Raw genomic sequence first — 16,495 nt, 5'->3', positions numbered from 1 at the left:
AATGCAACATGCATTGCTCGCCGCTCGGGGGACAGATCTGTGCACCGACGCTATCGAATCCATCGTCAGCTGGCCCGCTACAAACAGCGGAGCAGCAGCTATGGCAGCGGCAGCACAGAACGCAGCAGCACCGCAGGCATTCCGCCCTCGCTACGCAACACGCGCATCCGTGATCAGAGGCTCGATCCGAAGTCCACTTCGGTAGAAGCTTCAGCGCACTTCTCGGCCACGGATCGCACACGCGAATCGTGGCCTTTTTCTTAGGACATCCAGGTCCTTGGCTCTCGGCACCGGTTCGCATCTCGAGACAGAACTTCGAACCCAGCATCCACAAATGCCGCACGAGAGCTAAGGAGAACGACGTGTCTACCGCGACAATCCGGACGACATGCCGAGTAGAAATCGAAAGCCGTGTCGTCACAAGCGAATACGCAGCCTTCGGTGCGAACGACGTTGCGGCCCAACCTCGCTTGGACGAGCTGCCGTGTCGGGTAGCCGACCCGGACCTCTGGTTCGCTGACAGCCCCGCACAGCTCGAGCAGGCGAAGGCGCTCTGCGTCGACTGCCCGATTCGGAAGCAGTGCCTGAGCGCAGCTCTCGACCGCGCCGAGCCGTGGGGTGTGTGGGGCGGCGAGATCTTCGATCAGGGTGCCGTCATCGCACGTAAGCGGCCGCGTGGCCGCCCTCGCAAGATTGCGTGACGATCCGAAAGAGCTCTACCCGCCTGCGGGTAGGGCTCTTTCGTCGTCTTCGGTGAATCCGGGAAGCCAATCAGCCAGGATCCGCATGTACGGGGCTTCGGCATCGAGTTGCGCGCCGATTCCGACACCGCCGAGCAGAACGCGGAAGATCATCAGGTACTCGGGCGGGAGATTCAGTGAACGTGCGGTCTTGAACTGTGAACCGTTGAAATCCGCCGCCGTGCCCGCAACCTTCTGCAGCCACGAGCGCGTGAAATGAAACGATTCGGTCTTGATGGGATCCGTGAAAGGCCGTAGATACTCATCGATTTCGCGATCGGTGACCTTGCGGCCAGGGATGACGAAATTGTTGTCGTACAGCAGCTGAGTCAGTTCGTCGAACCGTTCCTCCGATGCGAGACGAACCATCCGGCCGAGCGCGAACGGCAAACCCTTTGGCAGCGGCGCGCACGCTCCGAAGTCGATCACACCGAGACGGCCGTCGTCGCGCAACATGAAGTTGCCCGGGTGCGGATCGCAGTGGAGCAGTCCGACCCGAGTCGGTGAGGAGAATGCGAAGAGTGCGAACAATTCGCCAGCGCGATTACGTTGTTCGACAGTGCCTTTCGAGATGATCGTCGACAGTGGGGTTGCGGTCATCCATTCGGTCACGACGACCTTCGGCGCACTTGCGACAACCTTGGGGATTGCGAAATCGGAATCGCCGTCGAACTCTTTGGCAAACGCGCGCTGATTGGAAGCCTCGATGCGGTAGTCGAGTTCCTCCTCCATACGCTCGGTGAGTTCGGCGAGCACAGGCTTGACGTCGGTGCCGGGCATCATCGACGCCATCATCGATGCGAAACGCGACAGTGTCTTGAGGTCTGCGCGCAGTGCCTCGTCGGCTCCCGGGTACTGAACCTTGACGGCGACGTCGCGTCCGTCTGCCCAGACGGCGCGATGGACCTGTCCGATGCTCGCCGATGCGGTCGGGGTGTCGTCGAACGATACGAACCGCTCGCGCCACTTCGTGCCGAGCTGTTGATCGAGGACGCGATGCACCGACTTCGCTGGCAACGGTGGTGCCGCCGCTTGCAGTTTGGTGAGTGCTTCGCGGTAGGGCTCGGCGTACTCGTCCGGGATCGCAGCTTCCATGACGCTCAGGGCCTGCCCGAACTTCATCGCGCCGCCCTTGAGCTCGCCCAGAACTTTGAACAACTGATCGGCAGCCTTGGCAGAAAGCTCGGCATTTATTTCGCCACGATCGCCGCCCGCGAGCTTCTTGCCGTACCCCACGGCGGCGCGACCCGCGATGCCTAGAGGGATGCTGGCGAGCCTTCGGGTGCGCGTCGAACTCTTGCGCGGAATGTCGGACACCTTCCCATCATGGCTGACCAAGCGCCCGCTCGGCCACCGGGTGTGCCGTTTGCCAGCATTCGCACAGATTGTGACGAGGCCAACGCCGGATGTTTGCCTGATGTGTCGCGAGGTCGAGTTCCAGCGTGGCGTCGATGCTTGCAGGCAGTTCGCGCGGTTGATTCGTCAGAATTGCCTCCAGCTGACCGAGTGCAACCGCTGCTGTTGCGAGCACTGCTGCCGTGCTTGCTCTGCCTACTCGGCCGAGCATCTGTGCCGACAGGTGCGGCCATTCGTTGTCTCGGGCGCAGCGAATGAGGTCCGCGCAGCGCAGGCAGCTCGTCTGCCCGGGCACGACAAGAGGGCCGACGATGCCTTTGCCATCGCGAATGCGGACCTGAAGGTGCGGAATGCGGTTGTCGACGAGATTGCTCACCAGCTGAGGATCTGCAACAAGGTCGTCGGCGAGAACGACGAAATCGACCCGCCACTTTGCGACGTCGTAGCTGACCGTGTTGCCCGACCGGCTCACTCGGACAGCGTTGCCACTCAAGCTGTCGTACAGCGCGTCGGACAGCGGACCCCGACCGTGTATCCGAATCGCTCTGACAACCGTTGCAGCCGTCTCGGTCTCGTCGAGCAGGCCGACGTCGTCGAGCTCGGCGAGGATTGCCGACATGTCGGCAGGAGGGATGCCGTTCTCGCACGCGCGCCACATGAACTGAGGTCGGGTCACCGTGCCGTCCAGGGCGCGAAGCAGCGCGGCGAGGGTCGCCGGGGTGACACCGTCGGGCGGGGTCAACAACAGCGCGGACTCGGGATCCCAGCCGAGCTGCACGCTCGTCCGACGTTGCAGGATTGTCAATCGCGGATCGAGTACAAGGTTGCCGCGGCGGTGTAGTGCCCGGCGCTGCGCGGAATCGGAAACCTCAGGAGACGGCATGGGAGCGAGTATGCGGTGGCGGTGTGCTCCGGGAGCCCTCGCAGCGCGCAGTTATCCCCAGGCGCGGTAGTTATCCACAGGCCCGATTCGCTGCGCGACTATGCCGAATCGTCCTTCGGCTGCTCGCCTTTCTCGGCGCGTTCGCGCGCTTCGGTCTCCTCGAGCTGCGCCATCGGATCGTCGAATGCGGTTGCTTCACCGCCGGTCAGGCGCTCGATGAAGCCGGTCGGGTTGTCGACATCCGCAGAGTCGGGCAGTAGATCGGGGTGGGCCCACACGCCGTCGCGAACGTCGGCACCGGCTTCGTCGGTGAGTCGACGCCACAGCGTCGCTGCTTCGCGCACCTTGCGTGGTCGCAATTCGAGCCCGACCAGGGTGGCGAAGGTCTGTTCGGCGGGTCCGCCTGTTGCGCGACGTCGGCGCAGTGTCTCGCTGAGCGCAGCCGCACCGGGCAAGCGGTCGCCGACCGCGTCTGCGACCACCGTCTCCACCCAGCCTTCGATCAAGGCGAGCAGGGTTTCCAGACGTTCGAGAGCCTGCTTCTGCTCCGGCGTCGTCTGCGGTTCGAAAGCGCCCTGCTGCAGGATCTCTTCGATCTTCGACGGATCCATCAGTGCCGCCGGATCGATGCCCGCGGCAGCCTGTTCGATCGCGGAGAAGTCCATCCGGATTCCCCGTGCGTAGTCCTCGACGGTTCCGAGGACCCGTTGCCGCAGCCAGGACACGTGATGGAACAGTCGTTGGTGAGCGGCTTCACGAGCCGCGAGGAAGACGAGAATTTCCTGTTCGGGCTGCTCGAGACCTTCGCTGAATGCCGCGATGGCCTCCGGCAGGAGTGCAGCGGTCCCGGTGGGGCCCAAGGGAAGTCCGATGTCGGTCGACGTCAGAACTTCCTTGGCGAGCTGACCGAGCGCCTGACCCAACTGCGACCCGAAGGCCAGGCCGCCCATCTGGCCGAGCATCCCGATCATCGGCCCGACGACCTGCTGCGCCTCAGGAGGCAGGCTTGCGGTCCACATGCCCGAGATCTGCTGCGCGACCGGATCGCACAGCCGCTTCCAGGTGTCGAGGGTGTTTTCAAGCCAATCGTTGGGTGTCCAGCCGACCGTCTTGGCAGCGCCCGCAGGCAGCGTTGTCGCTCCGTCGAGCCATAGTTCGGCGAGGTGTGCCGCGTCTGCGACGGCCTTGGTGGTGCCGGCCGACACCGGTTTGAAGTTCCCGAGTTGCTGGCGGGCGAGTTGCTTCGCCACGTCGTAGTTGACGGGACCAGCGGACGCGCCCGGACCCCCGCCGGCTCCCATGTTGCTCAGCATCGCGCCGAACTGGGACAGCATCTGACCGAGCTGCGCGGGATCGAAACCTTCGAAGCCGAAACCGAACGGGTCCGACGCGCCTTGACCGCCGTCGGAACCCTCCCTGCCTTCTTTTCGGTTCCTATCTTTGTCCGGGTCGTTTGGATTCGAAAAGCCGAACGGCACATCGCTCATATCTCAACGGTACAAGGCGGCGCATCCACATTGCGACGTTGCGATGCGCTGAGGGCGAACAGGCTGTGATCCTGCACTCTGGTTACTCTGGCCAGGTGAATCGACGGATGCTCACCCTCCTTGTGGCTTTGGTGCCTGTGATCGCGCTGGGTGTCCTCGGCAGTGTCCTGAAGGTGCCGTACGCAGCACTCGGACCCGGCCCGACCTTCAACACCCTCGGTGAGGTCGAGCCGGACAAGCCGATCGTCGACGTCGAAGGCGTACCGCTCGATCCCACGTCCGGCAACCTGAACATGACGACGGTCTCGGTGCGGGACAACCTCACGATCTTCGAGGCGTTCGCGTATTGGGCAAGCGGTCGCCAAGGTCTCGTACCCCGCTCCGAGATCTACCCGCCGGACAAGACGAAGGAAGAAACCGAGGCCGCCAACAAGGCCGACTTCGAACAGTCCGAGGACAGCGCCGAGCTCGCGGCGCTGCAATACCTGAAGTACCCGATGAAGTTGTCGATCGGGGGAGTCGGCACCGACGGCCCCGCCAAAGACGCGCTGCGGGAGGGCGACGAGCTGATCAGCATCAACGGCGTCGACGTCGCCTCGGTGTGCGGAGTCCAGAAGGCGGTGTCGGGTTCCGGTCCCGACAGCGACGCAACCATTCGCTTTCGTCGCGACGGCGTTGATACCTCGGCTGTGGTGAAACTCGGTGCTCGGCCGGGCGACCCGGAGAAGGGCTACCTCGGCATCACCCCTGTCGAGAAGCCGGACGGCCCGGTCGAGGTGACGTTCAACCTCGCAGACGTCGGCGGTCCGTCGGCTGGCTTGATGTTCAGCCTCGCTGTGATCGACAAGATGAGTCCGCTCGAGCTGAGCGGCGGGACGTTCATCGCAGGCACAGGCACCATCGATTCGTGTGGCGCGGTCGGCCCGATCGGTGGCATTCCCTACAAGATGATCGCCGCGCAGGAGGCGGGTGCAAAGACGTTCCTCGTGCCTGCCGAGAACTGCGACGAGGCCAAGCAGCGGGCACCGGACGGTCTGCGGTTGGTGAAGGTGACGACCTTGGACGACGCGGTCGGTTCGCTCGAGGCGATCCGCGATGGTCGGGACGCCCCTGGCTGTTAGGCGGCTTCGCCGCTCGTGAGTCTTTTCGGAGGTTGCGCCCTCCGAAAGGACTCACGAGGCGCGCAGCGCCCTACTCGCTTTCGAGCGTCGCGTGCAATGCCTCGACGATGTTGGGAGCGAGGTCGGGATAGGTCAGCAGCTCCAGGTCACCGTAGGATTCGTCCTCCTCGTCGGGCCGAAGCTGCAGCAACGCCAACGACTGACCGTCCCGCAGGACCGCCGCGAACAACCTGCCTGCTCGCCGCTCCGGATGTGCTTCGGCAGCAGCGCGCGCGGCCTCGTCGGCGGCGTCGCGATCCGCAAGCAGCGGCGCGAGTGCCTCGTCGAGGTCGGTTTCGGCTTCTGGTGGAAGCACGACTATCTCCTGAGCGAGCACACACCCGACGACGGCAGGCGGCCACGTCGTCGTTGCGAGGAACTCGTCGAGAGCTCGGCTGCCGCCGTCGATGTCGTGTGGCATCGCTTCCTGCTCGATCGGTGTGATCGACGGTCCGTCGGCCAATTGATCGTGCAGCGCCGGTTCGGCCGCGATGAGGTCGGCCGTCGGTACGAGGGCGAACAAATGGGGTGGTTGGTCCCAACCTCGCGCGTCGACGTGCTCGGCGACCTCGCGGAGGCAGCGGGCCAAATCATCTTCCGTTGGGCCGAATTGGGTCACGGACGCATCATTTCATTGACGCCGATGCCGCCGTGCGGGTGGCTCCGCGCTGTGCCGATAGCGAACACCGCACCGTGGGCAGTTGCCGCCGCTCGCCAGCTACGCACTCTTCCGTAGAGTGGGGCGAAACGGTCACGGGAACCCGCGACCGGTAGCGAACGATCGCGACGCGCACTGTGCGTCGCCGAGCACTCTGGAGCGTGGCACGTGGGCATGCGGCCTCCCACCGGTTTACCTTCGTTGTCGCGGCGTAGCCGGGTACTTCTGGTGGTTGCCCTGGTGATAGCGGGACTGTTTCTGATCGGTCCCCGAATTGTGGACACCTATACGAACTGGCTGTGGTTCGGCGAAGTCGACTACCGCAGCGTGTACGTGAAGGTGATCGTCACCCGAATCATCTTGTTCCTGGTCGTCGGACTCCTCGTCGGCCTGATCGTCTTCGCGGCATTGGTCCTGGCCTACCGCACTCGGCCGGTATTCGTGCCGGTCGCCGGTCCGAACGACCCGATCGCGCGCTACCGGACCACCGTGATGTCGCGTCTGCGGCTCTTCGGGCTCGGTATCCCGCTGGTCATCGGTGTGTTGTCCGGGCTTGTCGCACAGTCGAATTGGGTTGTCGTACAGCTCTTCCTCAACGGCACCGAGTTCGGGACAAGGGATCCCCAATTCAACCTCGACGTCAGCTTCTACGCCTTCGATCTGCCCTTCTACCGCATGGTGTTGAACTGGTTGTTCGTCGCGGTCGTCGTCGCGTTCCTCGCAAACCTGGTGACGCAGTACGTGTTCGGCGGTTTGCGGCTGAGTGGGCGTGAAGGTGCGCTGACGCGGTCGGCGCGAATCCAGCTCGCGGTGTTGGCGGGAACGTTCATCCTGCTCAAGGCGATCGCGTACTGGTTCGACCGCTATTCGTTGCTCTCCAGTGACCGTAAGGAACCGACGTTCACAGGTTTGAGTTACACGGACGACAACGCTGTACTGCCCGCGAAGTTGATCCTGCTTTCGATCGCAGTTATCTGCGCCCTTGCATTCTTTGCCGCGATCTTCCTGCGGGACCTGCGTATCCCGGCAATGGCAACCGCGTTGCTCGTCTTGTCGTCGATCCTGGTCGGTGCGGTGTGGCCGCTCGTCGTCGAGCAGTTCTCGGTACGCCCGAACGCCGCGGACAAAGAGCGAACGTATATCGAGCGAAATATTCAAGCGACTCGACTTGCGTACGGGATCACCGACGACAAAGTCACCTACGAGGACTATTCGGGCGTCGCATCGAAGAACCCCGCAACCGTTCCCGCGGATATCACGACGATCGCCAACACCCGTCTGCTCGACCCGAACGTGCTCTCGCGCACCTTCACCCAGTTCCAGAACCTGAAGAACGTCTTCGGCTTCCCGGCGACGCTCGACATCGACCGCTACAACATCGACGGCAAGTTGCAGGACTACGTGGTCGCCGCGCGTGAACTGTCGCCGAAGAACTTCCAGGACAACCAGAAGGACTGGATCAACCAGCACACCGTCTTCACACACGGCAACGGCTTCATCGCGGCGCCGGCCAACAGGGTCAACGCCGCGCCGACGTCGGATGCGAGTGCGAACAACGACAGCGGCTACCCGATCTTCACGGTCAGTGACCTCGCGACGCAGAAGGCCGGCGATCAGATCATCAAGGTCGACCAGCCTCGCATCTACTACGGCGAAGTCATCGCAGAGAACGATCCCGATTACTCCATCGTGGGCAATTCCGAGGGATCGCAGCCTCGTGAATACGACAGCGACACCGAAAGCTCGACCTACGCCGGTTCGGGTGGTGTCCCACTTGGCAATTGGATCAACCGTCTCGCGTTCGCGGCGAAGTACACCGAGCGCAACATCCTGTTCTCGGGTGTGATCGGACCTGAGTCCAAGATCATCTTCAACCGCGATCCGCGGGAGCGGGTGCAGGCCGTCGCGCCGTGGCTGACCACGGACGGCGATTCCTACCCAGCCGTCGTCGACGGCAAGATCGTCTGGATCGTCGACGCTTACACCACACTGGACGCATATCCGTATGCGCAGCGCAGTTCGCTGGAAGGCCTGGTGGAAGACAGCATCGATCAGAACACCGGACGGCTGCTGCCTCGAAAAGAGGTGTCCTACATCCGCAACTCGGTGAAGGCGACCGTCGACGCATACGACGGCACCATCAAGCTCTACGAGGTGGACAAAAACGATCCCGTCCTCAAGGCGTGGATGGGAGTCTTCCCGGACGCCGTCACACCGGAAAGCGAGATCAGTCCCGAACTGCGGGCGCACTTCCGCTACCCGGAAGACCTGTTCAAGGTGCAGCGCGAAATGCTTGCCAAGTACCACGTCGACGATCCGCGAGAGTTCTTCACCAACAACGCTTTCTGGTCGGTGCCGAGCGATCCGACGATCGACTCGGGCGGTGCGGGCAATCAGCCGCCTTACTACGTGTTGCTCGGTGACCCGGAGACGGGCGAGCCTTCCTTCAATCTGACCAGTGCGATGGTCGGTTACAACCGCGACTTCCTGTCGGCCTACATATCGGTGAAATCGGACCCCGACGGGTATGGGCAGTTCACCGTCAGACAGTTGCCGACCGAGTCCCAGACGCAAGGGCCCGGTCAGGCGCACAACTCGATGACCACCAACACCGACGTGTCGACCGAACGCACTCAGATCGTCGGATCGAACCGGATTCTCTACGGCAATCTCCTGACACTGCCGATCGGAGAAGGCGGAATCCTCTACGTGGAACCGCTGTACACCGAACGGTTGGCCCAGGGAGGAAACGCGGCGACGTTCCCGCAGTTGTCCAGGGTCCTGGTGAGTTATCGAGACCAGGGGATCATCAAGATCGGCTACAAGCCGACCTTGAAGGCAGCATTGGACGTCGTGTTCGGTGAAGGCATCGGTGGGGCGGCGACCACTCCGGGTGGTGATGCGAGCAGCGAGCCGCCGGCCGTCGGTGTTCCGCCGGTGGTTCCTCCGACGACACCCGAAGGTGGGACACCACCACCGGCAGGCACACCGCCGCCGGCGGGGAACCTCCAAGACGCTGTCGTCGCGCTCGATTCGGCGCTGGAGAACGTCCGCAACGCTCAACGCAGCGGTAACTTCTCCGACCTCGGTTCGGCCTTCGACAGGCTGCAGCAGGCGATCGACGCCTACGAGGCCGCGGGAGGCTAGTCCAGTACGACGCACGCGCTGTCAGCCACTTCGGCTGGCAGCGCGTTTGTCGTTACGTGCCCAGGGGACGTCGAGCGCATAGATGCGCAGGCAAACAAGCGGCCCCAGACCTGCACAACCATGCACTCGATGCGGCTCGAGTTTCGCTGTCAGTGAAACGAAAGGCTCTGTTCCGCAATCGATTTGCCTTTGCGCTCCACCTGCCTGTAACGTTGGGTTTACCGACGCGGGGTGGAGCAGCTCGGTAGCTCGCTGGGCTCATAACCCAGAGGTCGCAGGTTCAAATCCTGTCCCCGCTACTACAGATCAGGCCAGGTGACACTCGTCACCTGGCCTGATTTTTGTTCGTCATCCGCTGTAGCGCTCGGCAAGTCCGACACCTGTCTGCACTTCCGGGGGCGATTTGCATATGCATCCGAACTCGCTGTACCGTTCGGTCTCACCACCGCGGGGTGGAGCAGCTCGGTAGCTCGCTGGGCTCATAACCCAGAGGTCGCAGGTTCAAATCCTGTCCCCGCTACTAAAAGGAAACGGCTCCGGAAGACTTTGTCTCCCGGGGCCGTTTTCGTTGTGCACCCGACACTGCAGCAACCAGCGCCCTCGACCCGGCAAATGCCGCAAACTTGACTGTGCCGTAGCGGCATACTTCAGACTGGCAGTCGATGCTGCGCACCCTGCGCAGTCGACCGCAGGGGAGGAGTGGCTGCCGTGGGCTGGAGTACCCGTCAGCTCGCCGATCTCGCCGGAACGACACTGCGGACCGTTCGGCACTATCATGAGGTCGGGCTGCTCCCCGAGCCGGAACGAGCACCGAACGGGTACAAAAGCTACGGCGTCGCACATCTCGTCCGGTTGTTGCGCATCAGACGACTCGTGGACCTCGGCTTCTCGTTGCCCCGCATCGCTGACTTGGGCGCTGCCGATGAGCATCCCGACCAGGCGTTGCGAGCCTTGGATGCCGAACTGGCCGCGACCATCGAGCGGTTGCAGCGCGCACGTGTCGAGGTTGCCCAGTTGTTGGGCGCCTCGGCGCCGACCGACCTACCTCCGGAGTTGGCGATGGCGACGGCCGGTGCCGATCTCACCGACGCCGACCGCACGTTCGTCGTTGTCATGTCACGGGTGCTGAGCCCGGCTGCGCTCGATGCCTATACGCGGATGCTGCAAGCACCCGAAGTCGTTCCTGCCGGTCGCGAACTCGACAACCTGCCAGCAGACGCGGACGAACGGACCCGACGTGAATTGGCCGCTCGGCTGCTGCCTCAGATCCGCGATCTCTACACCGAGTATCCGGACCTACTGGACGCGGGCGCCGTGGCAAACGCGTCGACGGCCGCACATGCGGTCGACGTGGCAATCACCGACCTCTACAACTCCGCCCAGCGCGACGTCATGCGCCGCGTCGCTCAGGAGCTTCGCGACGGCGCTCTGTCGTGACCAATCCATCCCAGAAAGCTAGGAGTCGCACAACAATGAGTTCGTCGACGGCAGTCCGACGTGGCTACAAGCCGACGTCATCCCTGGCCGCGGCTGTTCTGCTGGTGCTCGGTCTCGCTGCATGCAGCGACGGCGAGTCTGCAGACAAGACCGCGGACCTGCAGCGTTTCTATGATCAGAAATTGGCGTTCGGCTCATGTGAGGGCTACGCGACGACCGCTGCCGACGCGCAAGCGTTCGCCGTCAGCCCTACGGCCAAGTGTGCGCGACTGGAAGTGCCGCTCGACTACGACGACGCTGCGGGCCGGACCGCGCAGATCGCCGTGCTCAAAGTGCCCGCTCGAGGCGAACCGATCGGGTCGCTGCTGATGAATCCTGGCGGACCCGGCGGGCCGGGTATGAGCATGGCCGCAGCGGCAACGAAGACTCTCGCCGACAGCGCTGTCACCGAGAAGTTCGACCTGATCGGGTTCGATCCGCGCGGGGTCGGCGCCTCCACGCCGGCAATCGACTGTTTCACCGACGCTGAGATCGATGCAGGCGATGCCACGACCTCGGTGATGGTAGGCGCTGGAAGACTGACCGAAGAGGACACCCGCCGCATCGTCGACCGGTGCGCCGAGGGGTCCGGCGGCAGGGACGTGCTCGCCCATGTCGGTACCCGGGATGCTGTGCGAGACATGGACATTCTGCGTGCGGTGCTCGGCGACGACAAGCTGAGCTACCTGGGTCAGAGCTACGGCACACGACTCGGCGCGGTGTACGCGGAGACGTTTCCGCAGAACGTGCGAGCTCTGGTCCTCGACGGTGCCATCGATCCGCACGCAGGCACCGACGACCGTCGAATCTCGCAGTGGACCGCCTTTCAGCGGTCCTTCGACGCAATGGCCGCGGACTGCGCGACCCGGCCGGATTGCCCGTTGGGTACCGATCCGAGCAAGGCGACCGAGAAGTTTCAGAGCATCGTCAGGCCGCTGGCCGAGCGGCCGATAGTCAACGCCGACGGAACGAAACTCGACTTCAACGCCGCGTACGGCGCGGTTACCGCAGGGCTGTACACGTCCGCGGTCTGGCCGAAGATCATCGAAGGTATCGCCGAGATCGAAACGGGCCGAGGCGACACACTGCTTGCGTTGGGCGCCGCCTTCGCGGGCCGCGATGCCGACGGGCGCTACGCCAACTTCAGCGAAGCCGTCTTTGCGATCAACTGTCTGGACGAGCAGCGTCATACCCCCGCAGAGGAGACCGACCTCAAACGCCGCATCCAGGAAGTCGCGCCCTACACTGACTCGGGGCAGGGTCCTGACGGTGCGCGGGATCCGTGTGAGTTCTGGCCGGCCGAACCGACTCTCGGCTACCCGTACGCGACGGACATCGAGGGCTTGCCCGAGACGTTGACGATCTCGATCACCGGTGATCCGTCCACGCCGTACGCGGGCGGGCTCAGCCTGGCCGAGACTCTCGGCGGTTCGGTACTGACCGTCGACGGCGAACAGCACACGATCGCCTTTGCCGGCACGGACAAGTGTGTGAACGACATCGTGGCCGACTACCTGATCAATCTGAAAACGCCTCCGGAGGATGCCCGGTGCTCGTTGTGAGTACACGCGACACGTAGACGGCCTGACCGATCACCAAGCAGGTTGCGAACGGTTCGTGAATGGGCGGCACGTCGTCGACCGTCGTGGGTGAGGTCTTCGGTACCAGCTGTGCCAGATCAGCTCCGGTACGCGCGACCACTCGACGCGCGGCGGATGCGTAGGTGGCGGCTGTATCTGCCCCGTCGCTGACGTTGTGCAGGTGGTCGACAAGCCGTGCCATGGCCTCGTCGTCACCTGCGGCGGCGTCGATCAGAGCCAGGCCGGCGTCGACGGCGGTGGCAGGCAGTCGACGGACGGAGTCGAGACAGCTGAACCACACCTCGTCGCCGGACGGCGCGACCGTGCGCTGCGTGAGGTGCCGCAGGACGGTCCCGTGTTCGACGAGCAGCCCGAGCCACGCCCGGGCGAGCACCCGCGCCGTCGTCGGATTCCAGGACGCGCTGCGAGACGGAAGGTGGTAAACCGGATCGCCTGCAGCGGTCGTCGAGACAACTGCACGAGCAGCGTGCGTCGAATCCAGCATGGCGACGGCGCGGATCGCCCGCTCACCAGCTGTGCGATCGGAGTCGACGGCGACGTCCTGCACAGCTTGCTGCAGTATCGAGGTCGCCAGAAATTGCTCGCTCGGTGCGAGAAAGCCGACGTGCTGCAGCACCTTCTCGGCGATTCTGCTGTCGATGCCGATTCCTGGATCGACGGCCGTCGTCGACGTGATCTCGTGGCGATCGTCGTCGATCGCCCGAGGCGTCGACAGTCGCCCCCCGATCAGTGTCGGCTTTCTGGTGGGGCCGAATCTGCCACGGGCCGAGGGATTTCCGCCGAGGAGCAGAAGTTGGTCCGACAGCAGCAACGGCATCCCGCGAGCTGCCTGCAACGACGAGATCAGGTCGTCGGAGTTGTCGTGTCGATCGAATTCGAGGACACGCGATCGGCTGCGAGGATGCCGAAAACCGATCCGCGCCAACGCAGCTACTCGCTGCGCAGCGTGCAGCGGGTGCCGCCGGATCGACTCGTGTGCCATCGCTGTCCTTCGGTCGACTGTGCCGTCAACCTAGCGACCGCCGATGCCGTGCCGTGAACCAACTCGAGATCGACGAGGAAACAGCATCCGAACGGCCGGCGTCGTACCTGCGGGTCACACAGTGCAGAGTGGCCGAATGTCGGTGGCTCCGCCTGGCGTCGGTGCAGTGAGAACGAGGCACGAGTTGTAGCCGCGGTCTTCTACGACCGCTCGAATCTTCTGCCATTGCGCGGCGTCTACAGCCGGCGACCGCGACAGGACGAAACCTGCGGAGCGGCCCGGGTTACCGACCAGTGCCCACGAGTAGTCGTCGGCGATGTAGGTGACGATGTAGTTGGGCGGTCCGTCGGCGGAATTTTGCAGCGGTATCTGCGGAAAGCTCACGTGCAGTTGTGCATTGGTGATCGGGTCGGTGACGCGCGCGTTGCCGACGATGCGATTGGTCTGCCCGGTCCACGTGGTGCAGGTGTTCTCTACCCGAACGTTGGTCGGATCGATGAGTTGGTAGTTGGCTTTCGTGTCGCGGGCACACACCAGGTTGAACGGCTGGGGGACGGCGGCTACCTGATTCCAATCACCAAGGTAGCGTTCGACATTCAACGATGCTATCGGCGCAAGTGGTTGCCCCGCTGCCGTTCCCGGCGCTGCGGAGGCGGTCGGGGCGGCAGCGAGCGCGGCACCGACCAGTACGGCACCGGCCACGGCCAGCCCTCGGACGCGCCGAAACCGTTGTGCTGAATCGACTTTCGATGACTGGTTCACGTTGCTCGAACTCCTTCTCGTTGTGTTGGAACGGGACCGATCGAATTCGGCCACCAGATGCGGGGACCGATGAGGGTGAAGAGGGCAGGAACCACGACGGTTCGAACGACGAACGTGTCGAGCAGAATGCCAAGGCCGACAACGATGCCCAGCTGGGTGAGGGTTATGAGCGGGAGTACGCCGAGCACGCAGAACACCGCCGCCAGCACAATTCCCGCGCTTGTGATCACCGCGCCGGTCGATGCGACAGCCCGCACGATTCCTGTCCTGGTGCCATGGGTCGGTGTTTCTTCGCGAGCGCGGGTCACCAGGAAGATCGTGTAGTCGACGCCTAGTGCGACCAGGAACAGGAAGGCGAACAGCGGGACGTTGGTGTCGAGTGCCGGAAATCCGAAGACGTTGGCGCTGACCCAGCTACCGATACCGAGCGCGGCCAACGCGCTGAGCACCGTGGTGCCGACCAGGACCAAAGGCGCTGCGAGAGCACGCAAGAGCAGGACGAGAACGGCGAGCACCTCGAGGAGGATGAGAGGTATCACCACGCTGCGGTCTCTACCGGCGGCGTCACGAGTGTCCAATGCTTTGGCGTCGCTACCACCAACGAGTGCGTCGGCGTCCGGAATGTTCGTGAGTTCCGACCGCATCGCTGTCACGACGTCGAACGCGGATTCGGACGCTGGTGGCGCTGTGGTGACGACGGACCATCGGGTGAGGCCGGTGTCGGAACGCCCGACCTCGGTGGCGGAGACGACGCCTGCGGTCGAGTCGAGCGCGCGCTGCACGTCCGCCGCCGCCGACGTTCGGGCGACGACAACCGCCGGATCGGAGCGGCCGGCGGGAAAGTGCGCCGCGAGAGTGTCCAAGCCATCGACCGATTCGGCGGTGACGCGGAACTGGTCGCTCTGCGAAAGCCCGATCTGTGTGCCGAGCAGGGCCACAGCGCACACCGCGAGAGCGCCGATCGATGCGACCGCAACTGTTGCCGGGCGCCGCGCAACGCCTGTAGCGACGCGGAACCACACGCCGTCGGTCGTCGTGTCGCGGTCGCCGATGTGAGGAACGTACGGCCAGAACAGCTTCTTTCCGCACAGTGCGAGCGCAGGTGGAAGCGCGAACAGCACGAATACCGCAGCGACGATCAGTCCGGCGGCCGCACATGCTCCGAGGCTGCGAGTGCTCGGTACCGAGGCGAGCAGCAGGATGAGAAGTGCGAGAACCACGGTGGCATTGCTTGCGACGATCGCCGGCCCAGCGCGGCGCACGGCATGGCGTAGCGCGATTCGATGGTCGGCTTCATGCCGCAGTTCTTCGCGATAGCGGGACACAAGGAGGAGCGCATAGTTGGTCCCCGCGCCGAAGACCAGCACGCTCGTGATGCCCGATGTCGAGCCGTCGAAACTGAGTCCGGTGAGCTGCGCAAGGCCGGTGCCGATGCTGGATGCGAGGCGATCGGCGACCCCGACGACGATCAGGGGGACCAGCCAGAGAATCGGCGAACGGTAGGTGGCGATCAGTAGCGCCGCCACGACAAGAGCGGTCACGCCTAGCAATGTCACGTTGGCACCGGAGAACGAGTTCGCGATATCTGCGCCGAACGCGGGTCCGCCGGTGACCTGCATGATCAGATCGGTTGGTTGATTTTCTGTTGCCGCAGAACGAAGTTCGGTGACCAGGTCGCTGAGGTCGAAGCCGGACAGCTCGGCATCGATCAGGACGGGTGTGATCGCGGCGCGCTTGTCGGGCGCGCTCTCCAGCGGGACCGCAGCGGTGTCCAATGCAGGGTCGACCGATCGATCGACGGCGCGCATGCGATCGCGGGCCGCGGCGGCGGAGGCAAGATCCGGCTCGGTGAGTTCGCCGCCGTCGGTACGGCTGACAACAAGAACGACAGGTGCGACGGCCGAATTCGGGAACTGTTCGAGCGCGTCGTCGACGAAGGCGGAATCGGCCGAGGTCGGCAGTGACGTCGGCGACTGACCCGCGGAGTCGTTGGCGCCGATCCCGCCGATGAGCGCGCCGGTCAGCACGAGAAGCGCGATCAGTATCGCCCAGGACCTGCGTCCGGTCACTGCTGCCGCTACTACGTCCCAGGGGGAGGTGCGATTGCCCATGGCAGAAAGAATCTCATTTACTTAAATATTAAGCAAATTAATCATCATGTGAGACCGTAAGCGGTGCAGGCGCTAGTCTTGCGCGTGAAACAGGAGGGACGGTGACGCAGTGCGCGAATCGCTGGTGACGGA

At 63.9% G+C, this 16,495-nt stretch carries 12 protein-coding genes and 2 tRNA genes; 7 read left to right on the top strand and 7 right to left on the bottom strand.

Features of this window, described 5'->3' with window-relative positions; all coding sequences use genetic code 11:
- Nucleotides 1-401 precede the first annotated feature (401 nt).
- On the top strand, nt 402-701 hold the full coding sequence (locus JGU71_RS05490; RefSeq protein WP_199703583.1) for a WhiB family transcriptional regulator: 300 nt from the start codon (nt 402-404) through the stop codon (nt 699-701).
- A gap of 15 nt (nt 702-716) precedes the next feature.
- Here the strand turns inward: JGU71_RS05490 and JGU71_RS05485 are convergent, their stop codons facing one another.
- The 3 genes from JGU71_RS05485 to JGU71_RS05475 form a co-directional block, all read right to left on the bottom strand.
- On the bottom strand, nt 717-2,057 hold the full coding sequence (locus JGU71_RS05485; protein ID WP_199703036.1) for an ABC1 kinase family protein: 1,341 nt from the start codon (nt 2,055-2,057) through the stop codon (nt 717-719).
- Between the two features lie 7 nt (nt 2,058-2,064).
- Nucleotides 2,065-2,979 (bottom strand): hypothetical protein, encoded by a 915-nt coding sequence (locus tag JGU71_RS30710; RefSeq protein ID WP_199703035.1) that lies wholly within the window; start codon nt 2,977-2,979, stop codon nt 2,065-2,067.
- A 98-nt stretch (nt 2,980-3,077) separates the two neighbouring features.
- The gene (locus JGU71_RS05475; protein ID WP_199703034.1) at nt 3,078-4,466 is read right to left on the bottom strand and encodes a zinc-dependent metalloprotease; all 1,389 of its coding nucleotides are present in this window, start codon (nt 4,464-4,466) and stop codon (nt 3,078-3,080) included.
- Nucleotides 4,467-4,561: 95 nt separating this feature from the next.
- Between JGU71_RS05475 and JGU71_RS05470 the strand changes: the two genes are divergently transcribed.
- Nucleotides 4,562-5,587: a YlbL family protein gene (locus JGU71_RS05470; RefSeq protein ID WP_199703033.1), complete on the top strand. Its 1,026-nt coding sequence runs from the start codon at nt 4,562-4,564 to the stop codon at nt 5,585-5,587.
- Nucleotides 5,588-5,657: 70 nt separating this feature from the next.
- Here JGU71_RS05470 and JGU71_RS05465 read toward each other — a convergent pair whose 3' ends face one another.
- Entirely contained in the window at nt 5,658-6,245 is a 588-nt protein-coding gene (locus JGU71_RS05465) for a PPA1309 family protein (protein ID WP_199703032.1), read from the bottom strand.
- A gap of 207 nt (nt 6,246-6,452) precedes the next feature.
- Here JGU71_RS05465 and JGU71_RS05460 point away from each other — a divergent pair, with 207 nt between their 5' ends.
- The 5 genes from JGU71_RS05460 to JGU71_RS05440 all read left to right on the top strand — a co-directional run bounded on the left by JGU71_RS05460 (nt 6,453) and on the right by JGU71_RS05440 (nt 12,469).
- Nucleotides 6,453-9,431, top strand: coding sequence for a UPF0182 family protein (locus tag JGU71_RS05460; protein ID WP_199703031.1), 2,979 nt, complete (start codon nt 6,453-6,455; stop codon nt 9,429-9,431).
- A gap of 225 nt (nt 9,432-9,656) precedes the next feature.
- Nucleotides 9,657-9,730: transfer RNA gene (locus JGU71_RS05455), tRNA-Met, on the top strand.
- 147 nt (nt 9,731-9,877) lie between these two features.
- Nucleotides 9,878-9,951: transfer RNA gene (locus tag JGU71_RS05450), tRNA-Met, on the top strand.
- 188 nt (nt 9,952-10,139) lie between these two features.
- Nucleotides 10,140-10,868, top strand: a complete 729-nt coding sequence (locus tag JGU71_RS05445) for a MerR family transcriptional regulator (protein WP_199703030.1) — start codon at nt 10,140-10,142, stop codon at nt 10,866-10,868.
- 35 nt (nt 10,869-10,903) lie between these two features.
- The gene (locus JGU71_RS05440; protein WP_199703029.1) at nt 10,904-12,469 is read left to right on the top strand and encodes an alpha/beta hydrolase; all 1,566 of its coding nucleotides are present in this window, start codon (nt 10,904-10,906) and stop codon (nt 12,467-12,469) included.
- On the opposite strand, the gene JGU71_RS05435 is transcribed toward JGU71_RS05440, so the two are convergent.
- The 3 genes from JGU71_RS05435 to JGU71_RS05425 form a co-directional block, all read right to left on the bottom strand.
- A complete protein-coding gene (locus JGU71_RS05435; protein WP_199703028.1) occupies nt 12,426-13,490 on the bottom strand; it encodes a hypothetical protein in 1,065 nt (354 codons plus the stop codon). The two genes, JGU71_RS05440 and JGU71_RS05435, sit on opposite strands and share 44 nt — an antisense overlap.
- Before the next feature lie 114 nt (nt 13,491-13,604).
- Nucleotides 13,605-14,252 carry a lipocalin family protein gene (locus tag JGU71_RS05430; protein WP_372433105.1) on the bottom strand — a complete coding sequence of 216 codons (648 nt, stop codon included), beginning with the start codon at nt 14,250-14,252 and terminating at the stop codon, nt 13,605-13,607.
- Nucleotides 14,249-16,363: an MMPL family transporter gene (locus JGU71_RS05425; RefSeq protein WP_199703027.1), complete on the bottom strand. Its 2,115-nt coding sequence runs from the start codon at nt 16,361-16,363 to the stop codon at nt 14,249-14,251. The genes JGU71_RS05430 and JGU71_RS05425 overlap by 4 nt, the downstream gene beginning before the upstream one ends.
- Nucleotides 16,364-16,495: the final 132 nt, after the last annotated feature.

The organism is Antrihabitans stalagmiti, assembly GCF_016482825.1.
Taxonomy (GTDB): Bacteria; Actinomycetota; Actinomycetes; order Mycobacteriales; family Mycobacteriaceae; genus Antrihabitans; species Antrihabitans stalagmiti.
The sequence above is the reverse complement of the archived record's forward strand: the minus strand, read 5'-3'. Positions and strand labels throughout refer to the sequence as shown.

Coding starts and splice junctions, on each gene's coding strand:
- JGU71_RS05435 (WP_199703028.1), bottom strand. CDS start 13,490: ATGGCACACGAGTCGATCCGGCGGCACCCGCTGCACGCTGCGCAGCGA.
- JGU71_RS05425 (WP_199703027.1), bottom strand. CDS start 16,363: ATGGGCAATCGCACCTCCCCCTGGGACGTAGTAGCGGCAGCAGTGACC.
- JGU71_RS05475 (WP_199703034.1), bottom strand. CDS start 4,466: ATGAGCGATGTGCCGTTCGGCTTTTCGAATCCAAACGACCCGGACAAA.
- JGU71_RS30710 (WP_199703035.1), bottom strand. CDS start 2,979: ATGCCGTCTCCTGAGGTTTCCGATTCCGCGCAGCGCCGGGCACTACAC.
- JGU71_RS05440 (WP_199703029.1), top strand. CDS start 10,904: ATGAGTTCGTCGACGGCAGTCCGACGTGGCTACAAGCCGACGTCATCC.